We start from the raw sequence: 21,611 nt of genomic DNA, 5'->3' as shown, positions 1-21,611 counted from the left end.
CGCGTCAGCGTGTAAACTGCTGACTTTTTTGCATCCGGTGGTATGTTGCAAGCCCTTCAGCGCACAGCTCCCAGCGGCCCGGCGCTCATCCGCCTGCTGGCACGTTTCGCCGATTCCGATGTCCCCGAACCCCGGCAGTCGCTGTCCGACAGGCTGAGCCAGTGGCTCGGCTGGACGGACGCGATTGCGCTGTCTTCGGCGCTCACAGGCGCGCCGCCCTCGGTGCCCGTGGCCGCGCGAGCGTTCGGCAGCGCGGAGGAGGCGGAGTGCGCGCGCGTGCGTGCGTCGCTCGTCAAGACCATTACGGGCGACAGCGCGTTTGCCGTCGCGAGGCGCCGCGGTGCCGGGTACGTCGAGCCGCAGGCCGTGCCGGTGGACTACGCGTTGTTTCGCCAACGCTACCAGGCCATGCAGCAATCGATGGAAACGGGTGTTGGCAATTTGCGCGGCCGGCTGCGGGCGCTGCTCGCCGCGAAGACTCCCGCAATGGGCCGCCTCGCGCTGCTGGACGCCGTGATGGAGCGCGCGCTCGGCGAGCGCGAGCGGAATCTGCTCGCGAGCGTGCCCGTGCTGCTCGCCGGGCACTTCGAGCGGCTGCGCGACGCCGCGCAGCAGGCGCAGGACCTGGAGCAGGCGGCGGACGACGGCGCACAAGCGGACGGAGTAGCGAGCCGCGCGGCAAGCCAGGCAGCGAGCAAAGCCGAAGTCGCAGCCGGCAGTGGCGCTGAGGCTAGTGTCGAGGCCAAGGCCCACGTGCAGGCTCAGGCTCAGCCGCAAGCCCCCGCCCCTGAAGCAGCGCCGACGCCCGCCCAGGCGGGCGTGCCCGGTGCCTGGCTCGACCTTTTCCGCAAGGACATGCAGAGCGTGTTGCTTGCTGAGCTGGATGTTCGTTTACAACCGGTCGAAGGGCTGCTCGCCGCCCTTCGTACTCGCTAACTGGGACACTATGTCCAGATTTCGTATTGAATTCGTTGTGTTCGCGGCAGGTCTCGCCGCGGTGTGCGGCATCGCCATCGGCTATGTCGGTTCGAACTGGCTGGCGCTGGCAGTCACGCTGCTGATCGGTGCCTGCTATCTGGCGGGCGCGCTCGAATTGCGCCGCTATAGCCAGGCCACGGGGACGCTCGCGCGTGCCGTGGCCGGTTTATCCGAGCCTCCGCCGCGGCTAGGCGCATGGCTGGAATTGCTGCATCCGAGTCTGCGTAATGCCGCGCGGCTGCGTATCGAAGGCGAGCGCGTCGCGTTGCCGGGGCCTGCTCTTACGCCTTATCTGGTCGGCTTGCTCGTGCTGCTCGGCATGCTCGGCACTCTGCTGGGCATGGTCGTGACGCTGCGAGGCACGGGCATGGCGCTCGAAAGCGCGACCGACCTCGCGGCGATCCGCGCTTCGCTGGCTGCGCCGGTCAAGGGGCTTGGCTTCGCGTTCGGCACGTCGATCGCGGGCGTCGCAAGCTCGGCAATGCTCGGCCTGTTGTCGGCGCTTTGCCGCCGCGAGCGGCTCGAAGCGGCGCAACGGCTCGACGTCAAGATCGCAACGAGCTTGCGTATCTACTCGCAGGCTCATCAGCGCGACGAAAGCTTCCGGCTCCTGCAAACGCAGGCCGAATTGATGCCGACGCTCGTCGACCGCCTGCAAACGATGATGGCGGCGCTGGAGCAGCACAGCCTTGCTTTTAACGAGCGCCAGCTTGCAAGTCAGGAGGCCTTCCACAGCAATGCACAGGTCGCCTATACGCGGCTTGCGGCGTCGGTGGAGCAGTCGCTCAAGCAGAGCGTCGCGGACAGCACGCGCGCCGCCGGCGAGGCGCTCGAGCCCGTCATGCAGGCAACGATGGCCGGCCTCGCTCGCGAGAGCACGGCGTTGCACGCGAGCGTGGCGCAGGCGGTTCAGCGGCAACTGGATGGCCTGTCGAGCGGGTTCGAATCAGCCACTGCGACGGTCGCCGACATCTGGAGCAAGGCGCTCGCGGGCCAGCAGCGCTCGAACGACGACATGACGCAGCAGTTGCGCGCGTCGCTGGAGCGCTTTACACAGACTTTCGACGAGCGCTCGGCCGGTCTGGTCGACGGCGTGTCCGCGCGGCTGGAAGCCGCGGCGGGCAACGTCTCGCAGGCGTGGAAGGAAGCGCTTTCACGTCAGGAGCAAGCCGGCGAGACGCTTGCAGTGCGGCACGAGCAGGCGCTCGCTGCGGCGGCGGCGAGCTTCGAAGAGCGTTCGGCGTCGTTGGTGCGGGCCGTCGGGCAGTCGCATGCGGATTTGCAGACCCAACTGGCCTCTCAAGACGAAGCGCGGCTCGCGGCGTGGACGGCGAGGCTGGCCTCGATGGCGGCCAGCCTCGGCAAGGAATGGGAGCAGGCAAGCGAGCGCAGCGAAGAGCGGTTGACGGCCTGGACCTCGAAGCTTGATTCGATGGCAGTGACGCTCGGCAAGGAATGGGAGCAGGTGGGCGAGCGCAGCGAAGAGCGGCTCACGGCCTGGACCTCGAAGCTCGATTCGATGGCCGCCACGCTCGGCAAGGAATGGGAGCAGGCAGGCCAGCGCAGCGAAGAGCGGTTGACGGCCTGGACCTCGAAGCTCGATTCGATGGCAGTCACGCTCGGCAAGGAATGGCGGCAGGCGGGCGAGCACACAGCGAGCCGTCAGCAGGAGATATGCGAAACGCTCGCGCGGACCGCGAGCGATATCTCTGCGCAAACGCAGGCGCATGCCAGTGAGACGATCGCGGAAATATCGCGGCTCGTGCAGGCAGCGTCGGAGGCGCCGAAGGCCGCTGCCGAAGTGGTCGCGGAACTGCGTCAGAAGCTCTCGGACAGCATGGTGCGCGACACCGCAATGTTGCAGGAGCGCAGCCGCTTGATGGAGACGCTCGAAACGCTGCTCGATGCGGTCAACCATGCATCGACGGAGCAGCGCACGGCGGTGGATGCGCTCGTCGCGACGTCGGCGGATCTGCTCGAGCGCGTCGGCACGAGGTTCACCGACAAGGTCGAGGCCGAGGCGGACAGGATCGGCGCGATTGCCGCGCAGATCACCGGCGGCGCCGTCGAAGTGGCGAGCCTCGGCGAAGCGTTCGGCGGTGCCGTGCAGCGTTTCGGCGAGTCGAACGACAAGCTCGTCGCGCATCTGGAAAGAATCGAGGCCGCGCTCGACAAGTCGCTCACGCGCAGTGACGAGCAGCTTGCGTATTACGTCGCGCAGGCGCGCGAGGTGGTCGATCTGAGCGTGATGTCGCAAAAGCAGATCGTCGAAGATCTGCAGCAGCTCGCTGCCCAGCGCGCCGCGGACGGAGCCGAGGCAGTATGAGCGGGATGAGCGAGGACATCGACGGCGGCGTGGAGCCGGGCGCGCCGATCTGGGCGGCGTTCGGCGACCTGATGTCCGTGCTGCTCGGCGCTTTCATGCTGATTCTGGTGGCTGTCATCGGCGTGCAGCTGGAGCTGTCGAACAAGCTCGACCAGGAGGTCAAGCAGCGTCAGCTTGAAACGCAGCGCCGCAAGACGCTCGAGCAGGCGCTGGCGGGGCCCCTCGCGGCGGGCCGCGTGACGCTGGTGAACGGACGTATCGGCATCAGCGGCAACGTGCTGTTCGCGCTCAACTCCGACCAGTTGCAGCCGCAAGGGCGCGATCTGTTGAAGAGCCTCGCCGGGCCGTTGTCTGCGTATCTGCGCGCGAACGACGAAATCCTGATGGTGAGCGGCTTCACCGACGACCAGCGGCTGCGCGAAGGCAACCGCCGTTTCGCGGACAACTGGGAACTGTCGGCGCAGCGCGCGCTGACAGTGACCCGCGCGCTGATCGATGCGGGCGTGCCGGCGTCGTCGGTGTTCGCCGCGGCGTTCGGCTCCGGACAACCCGTGAGCTCGAATGCCGACGAGCCAGGGCGGGCACGCAATCGTCGCGTGGAAATAGCGCCGGTTCCGAGGCCGTCGGCTGCGGCAGGCAAGCCCCATGAGTAACAGCGCGAACGTCGACGCGAGGCGGGCGTCGGATGTACCGCAGGCTGGATGCACAGGTGAAACCGTGCAGACGGCCGAAACCACGCGCACGACGGAAACCACGCACACGGCGGAGGCAAAGCACACGGCCGAGGCAAAGCACACGGCCGAGGCAAAGCACACACCCAGGACCACGCCGACGAATCCCGCCGTGCAAAGCCCGCGTGCCACCCTCGACGCGTGGCGCGAGAGCGGCGCCGACCGCCTCGATCCGCTTCGTTTCGCTTTCATCGACGCGTTGGAGCGACGCGCCGCCGCGCACACCGGCGCCGCGCGCCATGTGCTGGACGAGAAGCTTGCCGTGCTGCTCGAAACATATGCGCGCAAAGTCGGCCATGCGGCGGCCACCGCCGGTCACGCGTCGTCTGCGAATGAGCCTGCACGCGGCGCGCTTGCCGAACTCGTCGGCTACATGCAAAACGAGCCGCGGCACCGTGAAGGCGACCGCGCCCCCTACCCCGAGCTTCTCGCTCTCGATTATTTCAGAGAGACGTGGGCCAAGGTTCGCACCGAGAAGCAGTTGCGGCAGTCGCTGCAGCCGGCACCCGGCAATGCCGGTCCGCTCAACTCGAGCAGCCTCGTGCACCGGTCGCTGTCGCTGATGCGCGAGTTGTCGCCGGGCTATCTGAAACAGTTTTTGTCGTATGTCGACGCGCTGTCCTGGATGGAGCAATTGAGCGGCGGCGCCCCGGCCAGCAAGGATGCGCCGCGCGCCGGAGCGGCGGCCAAGGGCACTCGCAACAAGGCGCGCTGATGCCGGACGGCGTGTGCCGTGGCATATTGGTGGTGGTAGCCATCGAAAGGAGCCCACCATGCGAATCCAGACGTCATTTTTATTCGATCTCGACGGCACGCTCGTCGACAGTGTTTATCAACACGTGCTGGCGTGGAAAGAAGCGCTCGACAGCGAAGGCATTCCACTGTCGGTCTGGCGGATTCATCGAAAGATCGGCATGAGCGGGGGTCTCTTCACCAATCAGCTTCTGCGTGAGACACACGGAGAGATCAGCGCCGAGCGCAGCGAGCGTCTTCGTCATGCCCACGCGGCTGCCTATCAAAGCTTGCGGGCGCAAGTATGTCCGCTGCCGGGCGCGCGCGAACTGCTCGATGCTTTGACGCAAGCTGGCACACCTTGGGCCGTGGCGACCAGCGGGCGCATGGAAACCGCGGCGGTGAATCTGGAAGCGCTCGGCGTCGATCCGGCAAAAGCGGTTGTCGTGACGCGCGACGACGTTAAGTATGCGAAGCCCGACCCGGACCTTTTCCTCGCGGCGGCCGAACGCCTTGGCGTTGAGATCGAACACTCGGTCGTAGTAGGCGACAGCATCTGGGACATGCTCGCGGCGCGGCGCTGCCGCGCACTCGGTGTCGGATTGCTGTCGGGCGGCTACGGCACAGAAGAGCTGGAGCGCGCGGGCGCGCTGCGCGTCTACGACGACCCCGCGGCATTATTGGACCATCTCGACGAAGTCGCCTCGCGGCCCTAGTTGCGAGCATGGCGCGGCCGCAATCAACGCGGCCGTGGCGGCTAGTTCTACCATCGCTCAATCGGTTGATTCAACGCGCATAGGCTGCCGCCACCACGCGTAACTTTGTACTGTTCGCGCCAAGAGCCCTGTACTATACGGTGCAACGGGGCCGGCCTTGCAACGAGCGATAGATTGACCGGCGTGTACGCATTTGGCGGCGCGCCGGTATGTTCCACAAGCGTTCCACAAGCGCATGCGGTGGCCGGCGAGCCTGTCACAGTAACGCTCTGCGGCGGCCCGACGAACCACGCTAAAAACATGAACAAGTTTATTCGACCACCGGTCTCCTATCCGACAACGGTTGTTTTCGTCGACGACAACGACAACTACCTCGACGCCCTGCGCCGCTTTTTTCCGGACGTTTCCACGAATCTGTTCTTCTCGCGTCCCCAGGCGGGACTCGCGTTCATACGTCAGCATGCGCGTGAGAACTCGCTGGAATTCGCGCCAGCGTCAGCCTGCTTGAGCGAGACAGGTTTTGATCGCTTCGTCGAAACATCGCCGCAGCGGGATGTGCTCGCGCGCGAATCGCGTTTCTCCGAAGTGGCAGCCGTCGTGGTGGACTACGACATGCCGGGTGTGAGCGGTGTCGAGTTTCTGTCGTCCATATCTAATCTGCATTGCGCGAAAATTCTGCTCACGGGCGTCGCGGACGAAACTGTCGCAGTGAAAGCGTTCAACGCCGGCATTGTCGATCTCTATCTGCGCAAGACCGACGCCGATTCGGCGAACCGGCTCGTCCACTTTCTCAAGGACGCGAAGAACCGCCACTGCTCCGAAACGGGCTGGCTCGCGTTGGGCGAGAACGGCATGACGTATTGCGATCCGCGCACGCGCACGGTGCTGGACGAAGTGGTGAAGGACAAAGGCATCGTCGAGTATTACTGGCGGCCCGAGCAGAATGCAATTCTCATGTTCGATCGCGAGGGAAGGGCGAGTGTCTTCGTCGCGTGGGCCGAGCACGACTGGATATCTCAGGGCGAGATCGTTGCAGACGAAAGCGGCCCCGCCGAGTTGCTGAAGCAGATGGCGGTGCGCGAGGTCATGCCGCTTTTCTGGCCGCATCTCGCCTACCGGTCGGGCGTCGAATTCAGGATGCTCAAGCCGCAACCCATTCCCGGCTGGGGCGACGCTTTCTACGGCTGGAGCCCGGTTGAGACGCCGGAAGTGGTCGAGGCCGGCGTCAAGCCGCTCTCGTTTGCGCAGTGGCGGAGTAACCGGGCACGCTAACGCGCGCCGGCACGTCGAGCCACATGTACGCCATTCCAACTGCCTTCGTGTCGGCCATGTTCGTCGTGTTCGGCCTCTACGTGGTCATTACGCAAGGGGTTACGCGGCTATCGGCGCCTTTCCTGCTGATGTGCGCGGCGACTTTCGCATGGCAGGGCACATGGACGCTGCTCTTCCAGACCAAAGATGCGCAGATCGCCGGCTTGCTGGTTCGCGTCGGCTATCTGTTCATTCTCTTTCTGCCTACTACGTTCTATCACTTCGTGACAGAAGTCGCGGCACGGCGCCGCGAGCGGCCGCTGTTGCTTGCGTCGTATGGTTTGTCTTTCGTGCTCGCGGTATTGCTGCCAGGCAATGAAGTAGTCGCCGGTTATCAGCACTATTTCTTTGGCTACTATCCGATTGCAGGGCCGCTGCATCCGCTGCATGTCGTGCAGACGGTGCTGCTTGCCGCGCGCAGCGGCCAGCTTTTGCTTAACGCGCGAAAGAATGCGGGCGGGCAGGCGCGCCGGCGTCTGGACCTATGTCTCGCGGCGCTTGGCCTCTACTCGTTTGCAGCGGTCGACTATGCAGTCAACTATGGCTATCCGTTCTATCCGCCTGGCGTGTTGTTCATCGCGCTGAGTCTGGGGCTGCTTGCCATCACGATTGTGCGCTATCACCTGATTCATCCGTATGCGCTTGCGGCTACCATCGCGCACGAGATCGCCACGCCGCTTGCCACGATCGGCATGCACGCCGACGAGATCGCAAGCGTCTGGAGTCATGTATTCAAAGGTTATCGCCTCGCCGTCACGCACGGCCTGTATGACGATGACGAACACTCCGGCCAGTCCGAGCGCATCAGCCAGCTTGCCACGGCGATCAGGCGCGAAGTGTCCGGCACCAGCGCGATGGTCGAAATGGCGCTCGCTTCGTACACGCTCGACCGGCTCGACCGTAGCCGTTTCAGCGCGCATCCGGTACGGCAGTGCGTGGACTCCGCGCTCGAACGTTATCCGTTTCGCGCCGGCGAACGCGAGCGCATCACGATCCTGCCGATCGATCCAATGCTGCGCTTTTCCGGCTCCGATACGGTGGTGGTCTTCGTGCTGTTCAATCTGCTGAAAAACGCATTGCATGCGATTCATGTGAGCGGCGAAGGGCAGATTACGATCAGCGCGCTGGAGGACCAGAATTTCTGCATGCTGCAATTTCGCGACACGGGCCCAGGCATTGCGCCGGACGTTCTTCCGCACATCTTCGACGCGTTCTTCTCGACCAAGCGGCACGGCAGCGGCGCCGGCATGGGACTCGCCTTCTGCCGCCGCGCGACGGAGCTGCTGGGCGGCAGTATCGAATGCACGTCGGTGCGCGGTGCGCACACCACTTTTATCGTGCGGCTGCCGCTGCCGGGCTCGGCAGCGGACAGGGCATTGTCCAGGTCGCCGGTACGCGAAGCGCGCCGGCGTTAAGACTTTGGTTTGAGCGCTGTGGCTTATTCCGTCAGCGCCGACAACGGCAACTCATACTCCTTCACACGGTCGACGATTCCATCAGGAAAGCGCCGGATCTTCCGGTCGCGCCCGGCATACAGAATCTGCTGATAGCCTTGCGACACCTTGCGCCCATCGACGCAAAAGCGGAACAGCAAGTACGCCGAGCATTGCCTCACTTGCACCGTGTTCAAGTAGCAATCTACCCGCTGAAACGGAAAGGTCTCATGCACGTATTCCTGGTGCGCGCGTTTGGTCACGAACATGCCGTCCGACCCGAGCAGGTTGTCATGGATGCACTCGTGGAACCAACGCTCGCGGCAAACGCCTTGCCACTCGAAGTAGCGGGCGAAATACGTGTTCATGAACGCATTCGAATCTTTTAGATAGATGTCGAAGGAATGCTGGAAGGTTTTCGGCGAATCCATTGCCAGCGGGCTCTCCGAAAGATGAGCATTGCCACGATTCAGAGCGTGAGGGATAGCTTCTCGCATCAACATACGATTTTCCTTTTGCAGGAACGGCTGCTTGTGGCAGCCACACATGCCTGCCAGCACGGCGGGCACATCCCATTCTCTTGGGGAAATGGCTGATATGGCTATTCGCGCGACAAGAGCCGTGCAATTCATGCGCGGCTCGCACGACGGGCCTTGGTGAGCGGACCATCAGTCCGACGACAGTGTTGACGCAGCGATTCTTTTATTCAGTGGGTCAGCCAACAGAACAAATGGAACTGCGACGCGGAATGCGGGAATGGGTATAAGCGGGAAGGAAAGCCGCTATGCAGCGCGTTTCGAGTTTAATGACCGATTGACAAACGGCCTTTATTGAAAGCGCATAAAGTCGCGCGGCAATTCGCTGTTCAGGCCGCGCGGGCGTTTGCGGACAGAAAGCGGCAGACTTCGTCATGCATCGCCCGCACGCCCGGGCTCGATTCGATAGCGCGCCAGCACCCATGCACGAGCCCTGTGCCGATTACGAGGTGTGCTTCTCCGCCGGCAGCCTGAATGCGTTCGACCAACACACGGGCGTCGTCTCTGAGCGGATCGTGTTCAGCGCCAATCGCAAGGGTGGGCGGAAGGTCGTCATAACGCGTGGCGTCGAGCGGGATTGTCCACTTGGGGCATGGCGCCGTTTCGCCCCAATACATGTCGCGAAACGCGTGGACGTCGGTGAGCGTCAGCATGGGCGCTTGCGCTTCGGTATCGCGTGCGGGCGGCTGCGGGTCGGTGCCGAGCATCGGATAAACCAGCGCGAGACCGCTTATTCCTTCGATGCCCTCGTCGCGCAATCGCATCGCGACGCTGGCAGCGAGCGTGCCGCCAGCGCTATCGCCCGCGAGTTGCAGCGTGGCGCCGGCAGGCGAATCGAAGGGCAGCCGCCGTTGCAGGGCGGCGAGCGTGACCTCCATGCAGTCGTCATGCGCGGCCGGTGCGCGATGTTCGGGCGCGAGCCGGTAATCCACGGCGATTACATCGAGGCCCGTGTCCGCGGCAAGGCGTGCTGTGATGACCTGATGACTGTCCAGCGATCCAAGCACGAAGCCGCCGCCGTGGAAATACAGCACGGTGCCACGCGGCATTTCGCTCGCCTTTGCACCATTGCGATAAAGCCTCAGCGCAATCGAATGGCCTGCGGCGGCCGGGAATTGCGCGTCTTCGGTGACGACTTCTGCGGGCAGAGGCGGAGTGAGCACGGCCGCGTAGCGGTCGTAGATTTCGCGCTGCTCGCGCGGCGTCAACGAGGTGCTATGTCCCGGATAGATCGCGGCGGCTCGTGCGATGAATGCGGCCATCTGCGGCTCAAGCATGTTGGCTCCGGCTACGCTGCGCGGCGGCGGGCAGGCCGATCATGCGTCCCGCGTAGGTCGCGGGCGGTAACGCGGCATGGGCGTCGGCCAGTTCCCGCACGCGAGCGGCCACGTCGGCATCGAATGCGGCCGAACGCGGCCCGCTCGTGTCGACGTGCAACAGCATCTGCTCGCCCGCCGCGACCGGCGTGTCGCCGTCGTCAGCGAACATCTCCAGGTAAAGCTGCAGCCGCTTGGCGTCGCACCCGAGCACCCGCATATCGACACGCACGCGCGTACCTTCCTTGATCTCATGCAGATAGTTGATATGCGCTTCGAGTGTGTAGATCGAGCGGCCCCGTTCCTTACGCACGGCGTCTGGCAAACCGATCTGGTCGATCAGTTCGTCGGTCGCGAAGCTGAAGATCAGCATGTAGAACGCGTCGCGTAAATGGCCGTTGTAATCGACCCATTCGGCGCGCACCGTGTCGCGATAGCAGGGCAGGGAAGCGGTTTGCAGCATGGTGCGGAGTCTCCTTGTCTGGTTCGGCGCGTGCCTCGCGCTCTGCGGCGTGCGCGATGCGGAGGATCGCCAGGGCTCCCGTCAATCCGCAGGCGTCAGTCCGTGCCGCGCCTTGGCTTCGCCGATTGCGGCCAGCACACTCGTGATGCAGTCGTCGCGATAACGCTCCAACTGTTTGATCGAGCGCGGGCCGACCTGTTCGGCGGTGCCGTCCACCACGCGGTCGATCAGTTCGCCGGTCAGCTTCGGCGCTATCAGTTTAGTCCACGGCAGCTCCAGCGCGGGACCGAACTGCTGCATGAAGTGGCGCATGCCCGCATCGCCGCCCGCAAGCGTGTAGGTAAGGAACGTGCCCATGAACGACCAGCGGATGCCCGCGCCGAAGCGGATTGCGTCGTCGATCTCGCCGGTGGTCGCCACGCCTTCGTTGACCAGATGCAGGGCTTCGCGCCACAGTGCTTCCAGCAGCCGGTCCGCGATAAAGCCGGGCACTTCCTTGCGGACTCGCAGCGGGCGCATTGAAAGCGAGCGATAAATGTGCAGCGCGGCGTCGATGGTTTCAGGCGCCGTGCTCTCCCCGCCGAGCACCTCGACGAGCGGCAGCAGATACACCGGATTGAACGGATGCCCGACGATGCAGCGCTGCGGATTCACAGCCCGCGCGTAGAAGTCGCTCGGCAATAGCCCCGAAGTGGACGAAGCGATGATCGCGTCCGGCTTCGCGGCGCGGCTGATCTGTTCGTGCAGCGCGAGCTTCAGTTCCTCGCGCTCGGGCGCGCTTTCCTGAATGAAGTCCGCGTGCGCGACACACGCTTCGATCGTATCGACGAAGCGCAGCCTCGACTGCGACGCGCCCACGGCGAGGCCGACGCGCTCGAGCGCGGGCCACGCATTAGCGACGTTCTCGCGCAGCTGCTTTTCCGCGCCCGGTGCGGGGTCCCACGCGATCACATCGAGCCCGTGCGCCAGCGCGCGCGCCACCCAGCCGCTGCCGATCACGCCCGCGCCGATTGCGGCGAATGTTTTGATATCGACGATCACTGCCATTGCTGACGTTTCCTTGTTTGCCTATGAGTTCTTCGATGCCGTAGCCGTTCGCAAGCACATGCAGCGTCGCACGCTCAAACGTATTCCCCGGCCACGCGCCGTTCGAGTTGCCGTTCTCCGCGCGCGGGCAGGCCGAGCTTGCGTCGTCCTTCAGCGGGTGTGAGCGCACGTCCGCCCAGGCGTTCGATGATTTCCACCGCGCGCTGCACGAGCGTACCGTTCGTCGCGGGCACGCCTTTATCGAGCCAGATGTTGTCTTCGAGGCCGACTCGCACATGGCCGCCGAGCAACATCGCTTGCGCGACCATCGGCATCTGCATGCGGCCGATGCCGAAGCCCGCCCATTGCGCGCCCGGTGGGAGGTTGTCGGCCATGGCTTTCATCGTCGTGGTATCGGCGGGCGCGCCCCACGGAATGCCAAGGCAGAGTTGGAATAGCGGCGGCGCGTCGAGCAGGCCTTCCTTCAGCAATTGTTTGGCGAACCACAAATGGCCGGTATCGAAAATTTCCAGCTCTGGCTTTACGCCGAGTTCCTGAATGCGCGTTGCTCCGGCGCGCAGTTGCGCGGGCGTCGAAACGTAGATGTAGTCGCCGTCGCCGAAATTGAGCGTGCCGCAATCGAGCGTGCAGATCTCGGGCAGCAACTCTTCGACGTGCGCAAGGCGCGTCAGGCCGCCGACCAGATCCGTGTTCGCGCCGAAGCGCATCGGGTCTTCGCCGGGACCGATTTCCAGATCGCCGCCCATGCCCGCAGTCAGATTGATGATGACGTCCGTACCCGACGAGCGAATCCGGTCGACTACCTCGCGATACAACTGCGGATCGCGGCTGCCGCGTCCGGTTTTCGGATCGCGCACATGGCAATGCGCGACGGTGGCGCCCGCTTTAGCCGCTTCGATGGCGGCCTCTGCGATCTGCTTGGGCGTGACAGGAATGGCGGGGTGCTTGCCGACTGTGTCGCCCGCGCCGGTGACCGCGCAGGTCACGATGACTTCATGGTTCATGCGTGCTGATTCCTGTAGATGAAAGTGTCACGACTCGCGCACTGACTCAAAGCCCGAGGTAGGCCTTGACCGCGGGCAAACCGTCCTTGCCGTCGTAGGTCTTCACACCGGCAAGCCATGCGTCGAGTACTTGCGGGTTCTTCTTCAGATACGCCTTCGCGGCATCGGCGGGCTTTTGCTTGTTCATCACCGATTGCATGACCAGGTTCTCCAGTTGCGTGGAAAAGCGCAGGTTGCTCACGAGCTTGCCCGCGTTCGGGCAACGCGTCAGATAGGCGGGCGATGTCAGCGTATAAACACGCGCTTCGCCGTCGTTCGGACCGAACACGCCCTCGCTGCCGGACAGGTATTTCATGTCGATCTGAATATTCATCGGATGCGGTTCCCAGCCGAGAAACACCACCCATTTCTTTTCGCGGATCGCGCGGTCCACTGAAACGAGCATGCCTGCTTCGCTCGATTCAATCAGCTTGAATCCGCCGAGGCCGAACTGGTTGGTTGCGATCATTTTCTGGATGGCTGCGTTCGCGCTGCTGCCGGGTTCGATGCCGTAGATCTTGCCGTCGAGCTGATCGCGATGTTTGGCGATGTCCGCGAATGTTTTGAGGCCCGCGTCATACGCATAGGCCGGCACCGCGAAGGTCGCCTTCGCTCCGGTCAGATTGGGCGGCTGCAATACTTCGATCGACTTCGATTCGACGAACGGCGCGATGGCTTTCTCCTGCACCGGCCACCAGTAGCCGAGCGACACGTCGAGCTGCTTGCTCTTCAAGCCCGCAAACGAAATCGGCACGGAAGCGACGGTGGTGACCGGCTGATAACCGAGCCCCTCGAAAACGGTGGACGCGAGCGCGGTTGTCGACGTGATGTCAGTCCAGCCGATGTCCGCGAAACGCACGGCGCGGCAAGCGGCCGGGTCCTGCGCGAACGCGGGCAGCGCGGTAACCGCGGCGGCGAATGCGGCCGCGAGGCACGCGAGTTGAGCCAGCCGCGTTTTGATGTGTAACTTCATGACGTTCCCCTATTGACGCTTATGCGCGTTTGACCGCGCGTTGTCGAACGGACCGCTTACCGGTAAGGCTGCGAAGCAAGGCTGCAAGCACAGCCGCGAACTCACGGAATCGCCTGCCTCGATGCCCTAACGTTAATGCCCCATATTGCCGCCAAAGCGACCGTCAGCGACCCGTTCTTGCTTCCACGCGACAACAAGGGAAAACCAGCATGCGCCGACGTAGCCGCGCCATTGCAACGCAGCAATCGTCTGGGAGATTTTTGGCGCGCCTTGCCCGCCCGCGAAGCGCTTGCTACGCTCGCCCGGAACCGCGAGGCGGCTTGCGCTTGCCGCTTTCGTCTCGCGCCTTCGTCTTCGCATCTGACCGGGTCCCGCGAAATGCCTGAAGAGATATCGTTCCTGCTGCTGCCGGGTTTTTCGGCGATCGGCTTCATGTCGGCGGTCGAGCCGTTACGCGTTGCCAATCGCTTTCGCGGCGAGCTTTACCGCTGGCGCATTCTGAGCCTCGACGGCGCACCGGTCGCGGCCAGCAACGGAATTTCGATCAACGCCGACGCCGCGATCGACGGTGTGAACGATGCGCGGCTGTTGTTCGTCGTGGCGGGCTTCGAGCCGCTCGCCTGCTACACGCGCGAACTGGCCGAGTGGCTCAAGCGTCTGGAACGGGCCGGCGCGACGCTCGGCGGGATAGATACGGGCAGCTTCGTTCTCGCTGAAGCGGGGCTGCTCGGCGACGAGGACAACGTGACCGTGCATTGGGAGGCGCTGTCGGCGTTTCGCGAGCGCTATCCGTCGCTGAATGCGAGTCAGGAGCTGTTCGAGATCGGCGCGCGGCGCATCACATGCGCGGGCGGCACGGCGTCAATTGACATGATGCTCGACCTGATCGGCCGCGAGCATGGCGCGGCGCTGGCCTCGGCGGTGTCGGAGCAGTTCGTGGTGAGCCGCATCCGTCAGCGCTCCGACCATCAACGCATGGAGATCGCCGCGCGCTACGGCGTGCACAACCGCAAGCTGATTCAGGTGATCGGCGTGATGGAGCAGCACATGGAAGAGCCGTTGACGCCCGACCGGCTCGCGCAGGAAATCGGCGTGACGCGCCGGCAGCTCGAACGGCTGTTCTGCGCGTCGCTGAAGGACACGCCGACGCATTTCTATCTGCAATTACGGCTTTCTCGCGCGCGAGAGTTGCTGCAACAGACCGACATGTCGATTACGTCGATTTGCGTCGCGTGCGGCTTCGAGTCGCCGTCGCACTTTTCGCGGACGTATCGCGCCCGGTTCGGCGCAAGCCCCCGCAGCGACCGCCAGGTGACAGGCGGCTTCGTGTCGTCGAAAGCGCTAATCAGCGCGCATGCCGCCGAAATATCGCAAATACGACAACAGTGAATTCTTTGATCTGGGGTTTACCCTAGGTTCCTCGCCTCCTAAACTGTGTCTATCTGCTGAAGACGAACCGCCTTCAGCACAGCACAAAACAATCTCTGGAGGTAGTAATCATGAAATCCCTGGTCGAAGCTGCTGTTATCGCCGCTCTTATTTCCGCACCGCTCGCCGCTTTCGCGCAATCGAACCAGCCGGTCACCCGCGCTCAGGTCCGCGCCGAACTGATCCAGCTGGAGAAGGCGGGCTATAACCCGGCAACGTCGAACGACTACGACTACCCGGCCAACATTCAGGCTGCCGAAGCGCGCGTCGCCGCGCAGAACGGTGCGGCTCAAACGAGCGGCTATGGTTCGGCAACGAACGGCTCGTCGCAAGCCGGCAACCGCGCTGAAGTGACGTCGAGCTCGTACTCGGCTCCGGTGTACGTCGGACAGTAACGGGATTGCGGCGCGGCGGCTTTCGCCGCGCGAAAAAAAACGGCACGCTTTTGCGTGCCGTTTTCACATTCAGATGCCGCCCACGCACATGTACTTGATGACCACGTAATCGTCGATGCCATAGTGCGAGCCTTCACGCCCCAAGCCCGATTGCTTGACGCCGCCGAATGGCGCGACCTCGTTCGAGATCAGTCCTGTATTGATGCCGACCATGCCGTACTCCAACGCTTCGGCGACGCGCCAGACGCGTCCGATGTCGCGGCTGTAGAAGTACGACGCGAGACCGAACTCGGTGTCGTTGGCGAGCGCGATTACTTCCTCGTCCGATGAAAAACGGAACAGCGGCGCAAGCGGACCGAAGGTTTCGTCTCGCGCCACCTTCATGTCTGGCGTGACATCCGCGAGTATGGTCGGCTCGAAGAAGCCGTGACCGAGCGCATGGCGCTTGCCGCCCGTCACGACGCGCGCGCCTTTGGCGAGCGCGTCTTCGATATGCGACTCCACCTTGAGCACCGCCGCTTCATTGATGAGCGGACCCTGCGTGACACCTGCCTCGGTGCCGCGGCCGACCGTCAATTGCGCGACGGCGGCGCGCAGCTTCTCGGCGAACGCGTCGTAAACCTTGTCGTGTACGTAGAAGCGGTTCGTGCAAACACAGGTCTGGCCGCTATTTCGATATTTCGATGCAATCGCGCCAGCCACGGCGGCGTCGAGATCGGCGTCGTCGAAAACGATGAACGGCGCGTTGCCGCCCAGTTCGAGCGACACCTTTTTTACCGTCGGCGCGCACTGCGCCATCAGCAGACGGCCCACGGGCGTCGAGCCGGTGAACGACAGCTTGCGCACAATCGGATTGCCGGTCATTTCCGCGCCGATCGCTTTCGGCTCGCCCGTCACCACATTGAACACGCCGCGCGGCACGCCCGCGCGTTCGGCCAGCACGGCGAGCGCGAGCGCGGAAAGCGGCGTCGCTTCAGCCGGCTTGACGATTATCGGACAGCCCGCCGCAAGCGCCGGACCGACTTTGCGCGTGATCATGGCGGCCGGGAAATTCCACGGCGTGATCGCCGCGCAAACGCCAACGGGCTCCTTCGTCACGACAATGCGCTTGTCGCTTGCCGGCGTGGGAATGGTGTCGCCATTCACGCGCTTGCCTTCTTCCGCGAACCATTCGAGGAACGAGGCCGCGTACTGGATTTCGCCTTTCGCCTCGGCAAGCGGCTTGCCTTGTTCGGTGGTGAGAATGAGCGCGAGGTCGTCGGCGTTCTCGAGCATCAGGTCATGCCACTTGCGCAAAATCACCGCGCGTTGTTTGGCGGTGGTCGCGCGCCATGCGGGCCATGCGGCGTTGGCGGCGTCAATGGCGCGGCGCGTTTCCGCCGTGCCCATGCGCGGCACCGTCACGATGACTTCGCCGGTCGCGGGATTCACGACTTCGAAGGTAGAGCCGTTGTCCGCGCCTTGCCATTCGCCCGCGAGATAGGCGTGGGTCTTCAGCAGAGTCGGGTCTTTCAGAGTCAGCGTGGTCATCAGGCGTTTCCTCAAGCTGCGACAGCAACGCTGTCCTTGATGACGTCTTCGAGAATCGCAAGCGCCTCTTCGAAGACCGTGTCCTCGATCGTCAACGGGAACAGGAAGCGCACCACGTTCGAATAGACGCCGCACACCAGCAGCAGCAAGCCGCGTTCGAGCGCGCGTGCCTGCACGCGTTTCGTGAATTCCGCGTCGGGTTCCGTGCTGCCAGGCTTGCAGAACTCGACGGCCACCATACCGCCGGGGCCGCGCACGTCGGCGATTTGCGGCGCGTCCTTTTGCAGCTCGATCAGCTTCGCCTTGACGCGGTCGCCGAGGATCGTGGCGCGCTCGCACAGCTTCTCTTCGTCGATGATGTCGAGTACCGCAAGCGCGGCGGCCACCGCCAGCGGATTGCCCGCATATGTGCCGCCGAGCCCGCCGGGCGCCGCCGCATCCATCACGTCGGCGCGGCCGATCACGCCCGACAGCGGCATGCCGCCCGCGAGGCTCTTGGCAACCGTCATCAGGTCGGGCACCACGTCGTAGTGATGCATGGCGAACAGCTTGCCGGTGCGGGCAAAGCCGGTTTGCACTTCATCGGCGATCAGCAGAATGCCGTGCTCGTTGCACAGCTTGCGCAGCGCGCGCACGAACTCGGCCGGCGCGGGATAGAACCCGCCTTCACCCTGAACCGGTTCGAAGATGATCGCGGCGACCCGCTTCGGATCGACGTCGGCCTTGAACAGGAATTCGATGGCCTTCAGCGAATCGGCCGTGCTCACGCCATGCAGGGGATTCGGGAACGGCGCATGAAACACGTCGGACGGGAACGGACCGAAGCCCGCCTTGTACGGCGCGACCTTGCCCGTCAGCGCCATGCCCATCAGCGTGCGGCCATGAAAGCCGCCGGTGAAGGCGATCACGCCCGGACGGCCGGTCGCGGCGCGCGCGATCTTGATCGCGTTTTCGACGGCTTCCGCGCCGGTCGTGAAAAACGCGGTCTTCTTCGGATGATCGCCGGGCGCGCGCTCGTTGAGCTTTTCGGCGAGTTCGACATACGACGCGTATGGCACGATCTGATACGCGGTGTGCGTGAAACGGTCCAGCTGGTCACGAATGGCGGCTACGATCTTTGGATGACGATGGCCCGTGTTGCACACAGCGATTCCCGCTGCGAAGTCAATGAAGCGGCGGCCCTCCACATCCCACAGCTCCGCGTTTTCGGCACGCTCTGCATAGAAATCGCACATCACGCCGACGCCGCGCGGCGTGGCTGCGTCCTTACGGCTCTTCAATTCTGCGTTCTTCAGGTTCATCGCGTGGCTCCTCGGTGTCGGCGGACGCCGCGCGTCGCGCGGCACATGCAACGACTATAGTGAGATTTGGCCCTTAGCTTCAGAGCCATTTAAATGAAAACGTAGGAGCCAATTGAGGCGGGGGCGAGGAGGAAGAGGCGGCGCATCCGTGAACACGCCAGGCGAACTTCTGAATTGGGACTTCGCAGTTCGCACTTGCCGAGCGGCAATTCGACAGCGCAAGGCAGGCGCAGCCGCACGCGCATCAAATCCGGATCAGCACCGCACCCAGCGTGACCAGTGCACATGCAACGATGCGCCGCGCAGTGAGCTTCTCGCGCATGAAAAGCCAGCCGATCAACACCGCGAAGATCGAGCTCAACTCGCGCAGCGCGGAGACCATCGCGATGGGCAGATAACGGTATGCCTCGATGATCAGGCAATACGCGACGAGCGCGAGCGCGCCGGAGGCCATGCCCTTGAGCACCACCGAGCGGCCGATGAACAGCCCCTTCGCGCCGCCGCGCCAATGCCACGCGAGCAGAAACTGCGGCACGTTCCAGATCAGATAGACCCACATGATGTAGCTCAGGCCATTGCCCGCGACGCGCGCGCCGATTCCGTCGACAACCGAATATGTCGCGATAAAAAAGCCGGTCAGCAGCGCGAACGGCACACTTTCGCCGGAGAAGCGCATGCCGCGGCGAAACGCCAGCGAGACGATGCCAATCGACACCAGCGCGACGCCGATAGCGGCGAGCGGCTTGAGCGATTCATGAGCGAACACGAGCGCGCCGACGAACACCAGCATCGGCGACAGACCGCGCGCAATCGGATAGATCTGCCCGAAGTCGCCGCTTCGATAAGCGCGGATCAGCGCCAGCAGATAGCCGAACTCCAACACCACCGACGCGAAGATATAAGGCCACGCGGCAGGCGCGGGCATCGGCAGGACCATCACACCGACCGCGCTCACGGCGATATAGGGAATCGCCATCATGCCGAGCAGCCAGACGCGGTCTTCGGACAGATGCAGGAAGGCGTTCCACGTGGCGTGCAACAGCGCCGACAGCAGAACCAGCAAGACGACAAGGGTTTCCATCGAAGGCGAGGGCAGGCGAGGTTGGCTGGCCTGACTGCCGGCCGCAAGCCCGTGATTATTCCAGCAGAAGACGCAAATGGATGAGTGGACGACTAAAGTACAGGGGCTTTATGGGGAGAAAGGAGGCGATTTGTGGCGCGCCGGATGATGTCATGATGACGTCCATATGACTTCTATATGACGCCGGTATGTCAGTGTTCAGCCGCTGCGCATACCGGCCTGCGGCCAGGCTATATTGCTTTATTCGCCGTGCCGTCCCCGACATCCAGCACTCCTCGCGACGCCTCCATGCAGCCTTTGAGCTTCCTTCCCGACAGCTTTGCCGAGTACGAAGATCTCAAGGCGATCCTCGATCAGGGCAGCGCAAGCTTTGCGATCCGCACGCTCTGCGAGACGACGGTGCGCGGCCGGCGTTTCGGCGTGCATACCGCGAGCATCGGTTCGACGGATCCGCAAGCGCCGGCCATCGGCTTCTTCGGCGGCATTCATGGACTCGAGCGAATCGGCTCGCAACTCGTGCTCGACTACATGCGCGCGCTGCTTGCGCGGCTCGAATGGGACGAACTGCTGGTCCGGCAACTGCAGTCGATTCGCCTTATCTTCGTGCCGATAGTCAATCCTGGCGGCATGTGGGCGGCCACGCGAGCCAATCCGAATGGCGTCGATCTGATGCGCAACGCGCCGCAAAACGCGGACGAGCGCGTGCCGCTGCTGGCGGGCGGCCAGCGCGTCGGCGCGTGGCTGCCGTGGTATCGCGGAAGCCGCGGCGCTCCGATGGAAGCCGAGGCCGCCGCGCTGCTGCAGGTAGTTGAAACGGAACTGGCCGCGCGGCCCTTGAGCATCGCGCTCGATTGTCATTCGGGTTACGGCTGGAACGACAGCATCTGGTTTCCGTATGCGCGCACGCGCAAGCTGATGCCGCATCTGCCGGAAATGTACGTGCTGAAAACCATGTTCGAGCGTTCGCATCCGCATCATGGGTATACGTTCGAGCCGCAGAGTCATCAATATCTGCTGCACGGCGATCTGTGGGACTACGCGTACGACCGCGCGCCCGCACCCAACGTCTTTCTGCCGATGACGCTCGAACTCGGTTCGTGGCTATGGATCAAGAAGAACCCGCGGCAATTGTTCTCGCGTCAGGGGATCTTCAATCCGGTGAAGGCGCATCGCACGGCGCGCGTGTTGCGGCGGCACGCGAACCTGCTGGATTTTCTCGCGCGCGCCGTTTTTTCGGCGCAGCGCTGGCTGCCTCAAGGCAATCGCCGCGAGCAATTGCTGCAAAGCGCGACCGATCACTGGTACAGACCGGACAGCGCATGAGCACGTGGATTCTGCTGCGCGGACTGACACGCGAGACACGTCACTGGGGCTGTTTGCCTGACGTGTTGCGGGAAGCCACCGGCGCTTCGGGCGTGAGCTTGATCGACTTGCCGGGCAACGGCGCATTCGCGCATTTGCGTGCGCCCGCGACGGTCGCTGACATGGTCGACTTCGTACGCATTGCTGCTGTGCAAGGAGGCGCGGCCGGCATAGGCGCGGCCGGCTTAGGCGCGGCCGGCTCAGGCGCGACCGGCTTAGGCGCGGTCCGCACCGGCCCAACCGACATAATCACGCGCGGCCCATTCAACGTGCTGGCGATGTCGCTCGGCGGCATGGTCGCAACCGCCTGGGCGCAACGGTACCCCGCCGAAATCGGGCGGCTCGTGTTGATCAACACGAGCATGCGTCCGTTCAGCCGGGTGCATGAGCGGCTGCGTCCGTCCGCATGGCCGGGTCTTTTGACAATCGCCATGCATTGGAGCGACGCCGTGCGCGCCGAGAGCGGCATTCATAGATTGACGTGCAACAACGTCGATACCCTCAAGGCCGATCTTCAATCATGGAGCATGATTCGCCGCAGCGCGCCGGTGAGCCGCGGCAATGCGTTGCGCCAGTTATGGGCGGCGGCGCGCTTTACCGCAGGCGCAGCGAAACCGGCTTGTGCGCTGCTGATTCTCTCTTCGCACGACGACCGGCTCGTCGATCCGGTCTGTTCCACGAAGCTAGCCGCAGCGTGGGGCGCGACTCATCGCGAGCATGCATGGGCGGGCCACGATCTGCCGCACGACGATCCCGCGTGGGTCGGCGAACAGGTGAGCGCATGGCTTGCGCACGAAGCCGTTGAAACGGAACGCATGCGGTAAATGGGGATTGCGCGCTTGCAGCATACGGCCGGGCAGCGGGTATAACCTAAGTCGCCGCAGCGGTCGCATTGCGGCGTGCAGGCGC

20 protein-coding genes are annotated in these 21,611 nt (G+C 63.9%); 11 read left to right on the top strand and 9 right to left on the bottom strand.

Going from position 1 to position 21,611, the window contains the following annotated elements; genetic code table 11:
- Window positions 1–42: 42 nt before the first annotated feature.
- The 7 genes from RW095_RS11280 to RW095_RS11250 all read left to right on the top strand — a co-directional run bounded on the left by RW095_RS11280 (window position 43) and on the right by RW095_RS11250 (window position 8,209).
- A complete protein-coding gene (locus tag RW095_RS11280) occupies window positions 43–936 on the top strand; it encodes a DUF3348 domain-containing protein (protein WP_317019105.1) in 894 nt (297 codons plus the stop codon).
- A 10-nt stretch (window positions 937–946) separates the two neighbouring features.
- On the top strand, window positions 947–3,304 hold the full coding sequence (locus RW095_RS11275) for a DUF802 domain-containing protein (RefSeq protein WP_317019104.1): 2,358 nt from the start codon (window positions 947–949) through the stop codon (window positions 3,302–3,304).
- A 5-nt stretch (window positions 3,305–3,309) separates the two neighbouring features.
- On the top strand, window positions 3,310–3,957 hold the full coding sequence (locus RW095_RS11270; RefSeq protein ID WP_128586604.1) for an OmpA family protein: 648 nt from the start codon (window positions 3,310–3,312) through the stop codon (window positions 3,955–3,957).
- A gap of 190 nt (window positions 3,958–4,147) precedes the next feature.
- Window positions 4,148–4,750: a DUF2894 domain-containing protein gene (locus RW095_RS11265; protein WP_317019822.1), complete on the top strand. Its 603-nt coding sequence runs from the start codon at window positions 4,148–4,150 to the stop codon at window positions 4,748–4,750.
- 58 nt (window positions 4,751–4,808) lie between these two features.
- Complete coding sequence (locus RW095_RS11260) at window positions 4,809–5,483, top strand: HAD family hydrolase (protein WP_128586593.1); 675 nt, start codon at window positions 4,809–4,811, stop codon at window positions 5,481–5,483.
- Between the two features lie 300 nt (window positions 5,484–5,783).
- A complete protein-coding gene (locus RW095_RS11255; protein WP_317019103.1) occupies window positions 5,784–6,755 on the top strand; it encodes a response regulator in 972 nt (323 codons plus the stop codon).
- A gap of 23 nt (window positions 6,756–6,778) precedes the next feature.
- Entirely contained in the window at window positions 6,779–8,209 is a 1,431-nt protein-coding gene (locus RW095_RS11250) for a sensor histidine kinase (protein WP_317019102.1), read from the top strand.
- A gap of 23 nt (window positions 8,210–8,232) precedes the next feature.
- Here the strand turns inward: RW095_RS11250 and RW095_RS11245 are convergent, their stop codons facing one another.
- From RW095_RS11245 to RW095_RS11220, 6 genes are all read right to left on the bottom strand, one after another.
- Window positions 8,233–8,730: an acyl-CoA thioesterase gene (locus RW095_RS11245; RefSeq protein WP_128586595.1), complete on the bottom strand. Its 498-nt coding sequence runs from the start codon at window positions 8,728–8,730 to the stop codon at window positions 8,233–8,235.
- Between the two features lie 362 nt (window positions 8,731–9,092).
- Window positions 9,093–10,040: an alpha/beta hydrolase gene (locus tag RW095_RS11240; protein ID WP_317019101.1), complete on the bottom strand. Its 948-nt coding sequence runs from the start codon at window positions 10,038–10,040 to the stop codon at window positions 9,093–9,095.
- Window positions 10,033–10,542: a thioesterase family protein gene (locus RW095_RS11235; protein ID WP_317019100.1), complete on the bottom strand. Its 510-nt coding sequence runs from the start codon at window positions 10,540–10,542 to the stop codon at window positions 10,033–10,035. The genes RW095_RS11240 and RW095_RS11235 overlap by 8 nt, the downstream gene beginning before the upstream one ends.
- An 81-nt stretch (window positions 10,543–10,623) precedes the next feature.
- Window positions 10,624–11,589, bottom strand: a complete 966-nt coding sequence (locus RW095_RS11230) for an L-carnitine dehydrogenase (protein WP_317019098.1) — start codon at window positions 11,587–11,589, stop codon at window positions 10,624–10,626.
- 74 nt (window positions 11,590–11,663) lie between these two features.
- Window positions 11,664–12,593, bottom strand: coding sequence for a BKACE family enzyme (locus RW095_RS11225; protein WP_317019097.1), 930 nt, complete (start codon window positions 12,591–12,593; stop codon window positions 11,664–11,666).
- 46 nt (window positions 12,594–12,639) lie between these two features.
- The gene (locus RW095_RS11220) at window positions 12,640–13,605 is read right to left on the bottom strand and encodes a choline ABC transporter substrate-binding protein (RefSeq protein WP_128586599.1); all 966 of its coding nucleotides are present in this window, start codon (window positions 13,603–13,605) and stop codon (window positions 12,640–12,642) included.
- 378 nt (window positions 13,606–13,983) lie between these two features.
- On the opposite strand from RW095_RS11220, the gene RW095_RS11215 reads away from it, so the two are divergent.
- Together RW095_RS11215 and RW095_RS11210 are read left to right on the top strand one after the other, a co-directional pair.
- Window positions 13,984–14,994: a GlxA family transcriptional regulator gene (locus tag RW095_RS11215; protein WP_317019095.1), complete on the top strand. Its 1,011-nt coding sequence runs from the start codon at window positions 13,984–13,986 to the stop codon at window positions 14,992–14,994.
- A 110-nt stretch (window positions 14,995–15,104) separates the two neighbouring features.
- Window positions 15,105–15,428, top strand: coding sequence for a DUF4148 domain-containing protein (locus RW095_RS11210; RefSeq protein WP_317019093.1), 324 nt, complete (start codon window positions 15,105–15,107; stop codon window positions 15,426–15,428).
- A 69-nt stretch (window positions 15,429–15,497) separates the two neighbouring features.
- Here the strand turns inward: RW095_RS11210 and gabD are convergent, their stop codons facing one another.
- From gabD to RW095_RS11195, 3 genes are all read right to left on the bottom strand, one after another.
- A complete protein-coding gene (gabD, locus tag RW095_RS11205; RefSeq protein WP_317019092.1) occupies window positions 15,498–16,958 on the bottom strand; it encodes an NADP-dependent succinate-semialdehyde dehydrogenase in 1,461 nt (486 codons plus the stop codon).
- 11 nt (window positions 16,959–16,969) lie between these two features.
- Complete coding sequence (locus RW095_RS11200) at window positions 16,970–18,259, bottom strand: 4-aminobutyrate--2-oxoglutarate transaminase (RefSeq protein WP_201702067.1); 1,290 nt, start codon at window positions 18,257–18,259, stop codon at window positions 16,970–16,972.
- A 244-nt stretch (window positions 18,260–18,503) separates the two neighbouring features.
- Window positions 18,504–19,340: a DMT family transporter gene (locus tag RW095_RS11195; RefSeq protein WP_317019089.1), complete on the bottom strand. Its 837-nt coding sequence runs from the start codon at window positions 19,338–19,340 to the stop codon at window positions 18,504–18,506.
- A 288-nt stretch (window positions 19,341–19,628) separates the two neighbouring features.
- Between RW095_RS11195 and RW095_RS11190 the strand changes: the two genes are divergently transcribed.
- The gene (locus RW095_RS11190; RefSeq protein ID WP_317019087.1) at window positions 19,629–20,663 is read left to right on the top strand and encodes a M14 family zinc carboxypeptidase; all 1,035 of its coding nucleotides are present in this window, start codon (window positions 19,629–19,631) and stop codon (window positions 20,661–20,663) included.
- Entirely contained in the window at window positions 20,660–21,526 is an 867-nt protein-coding gene (locus tag RW095_RS11185) for an alpha/beta fold hydrolase (RefSeq protein ID WP_317019086.1), read from the top strand. Before RW095_RS11190 ends, RW095_RS11185 begins: the two co-directional genes overlap by 4 nt.
- Window positions 21,527–21,611 lie beyond the last annotated feature (85 nt).

It is taken from the genome of Paraburkholderia kirstenboschensis (assembly GCF_032806925.1).
In the GTDB taxonomy this organism is placed as follows: domain Bacteria; phylum Pseudomonadota; class Gammaproteobacteria; order Burkholderiales; family Burkholderiaceae; genus Paraburkholderia; species Paraburkholderia kirstenboschensis.
Note: the sequence above shows the minus strand (reverse complement) of the source record. Positions and strands in the feature narration are given on the sequence as shown.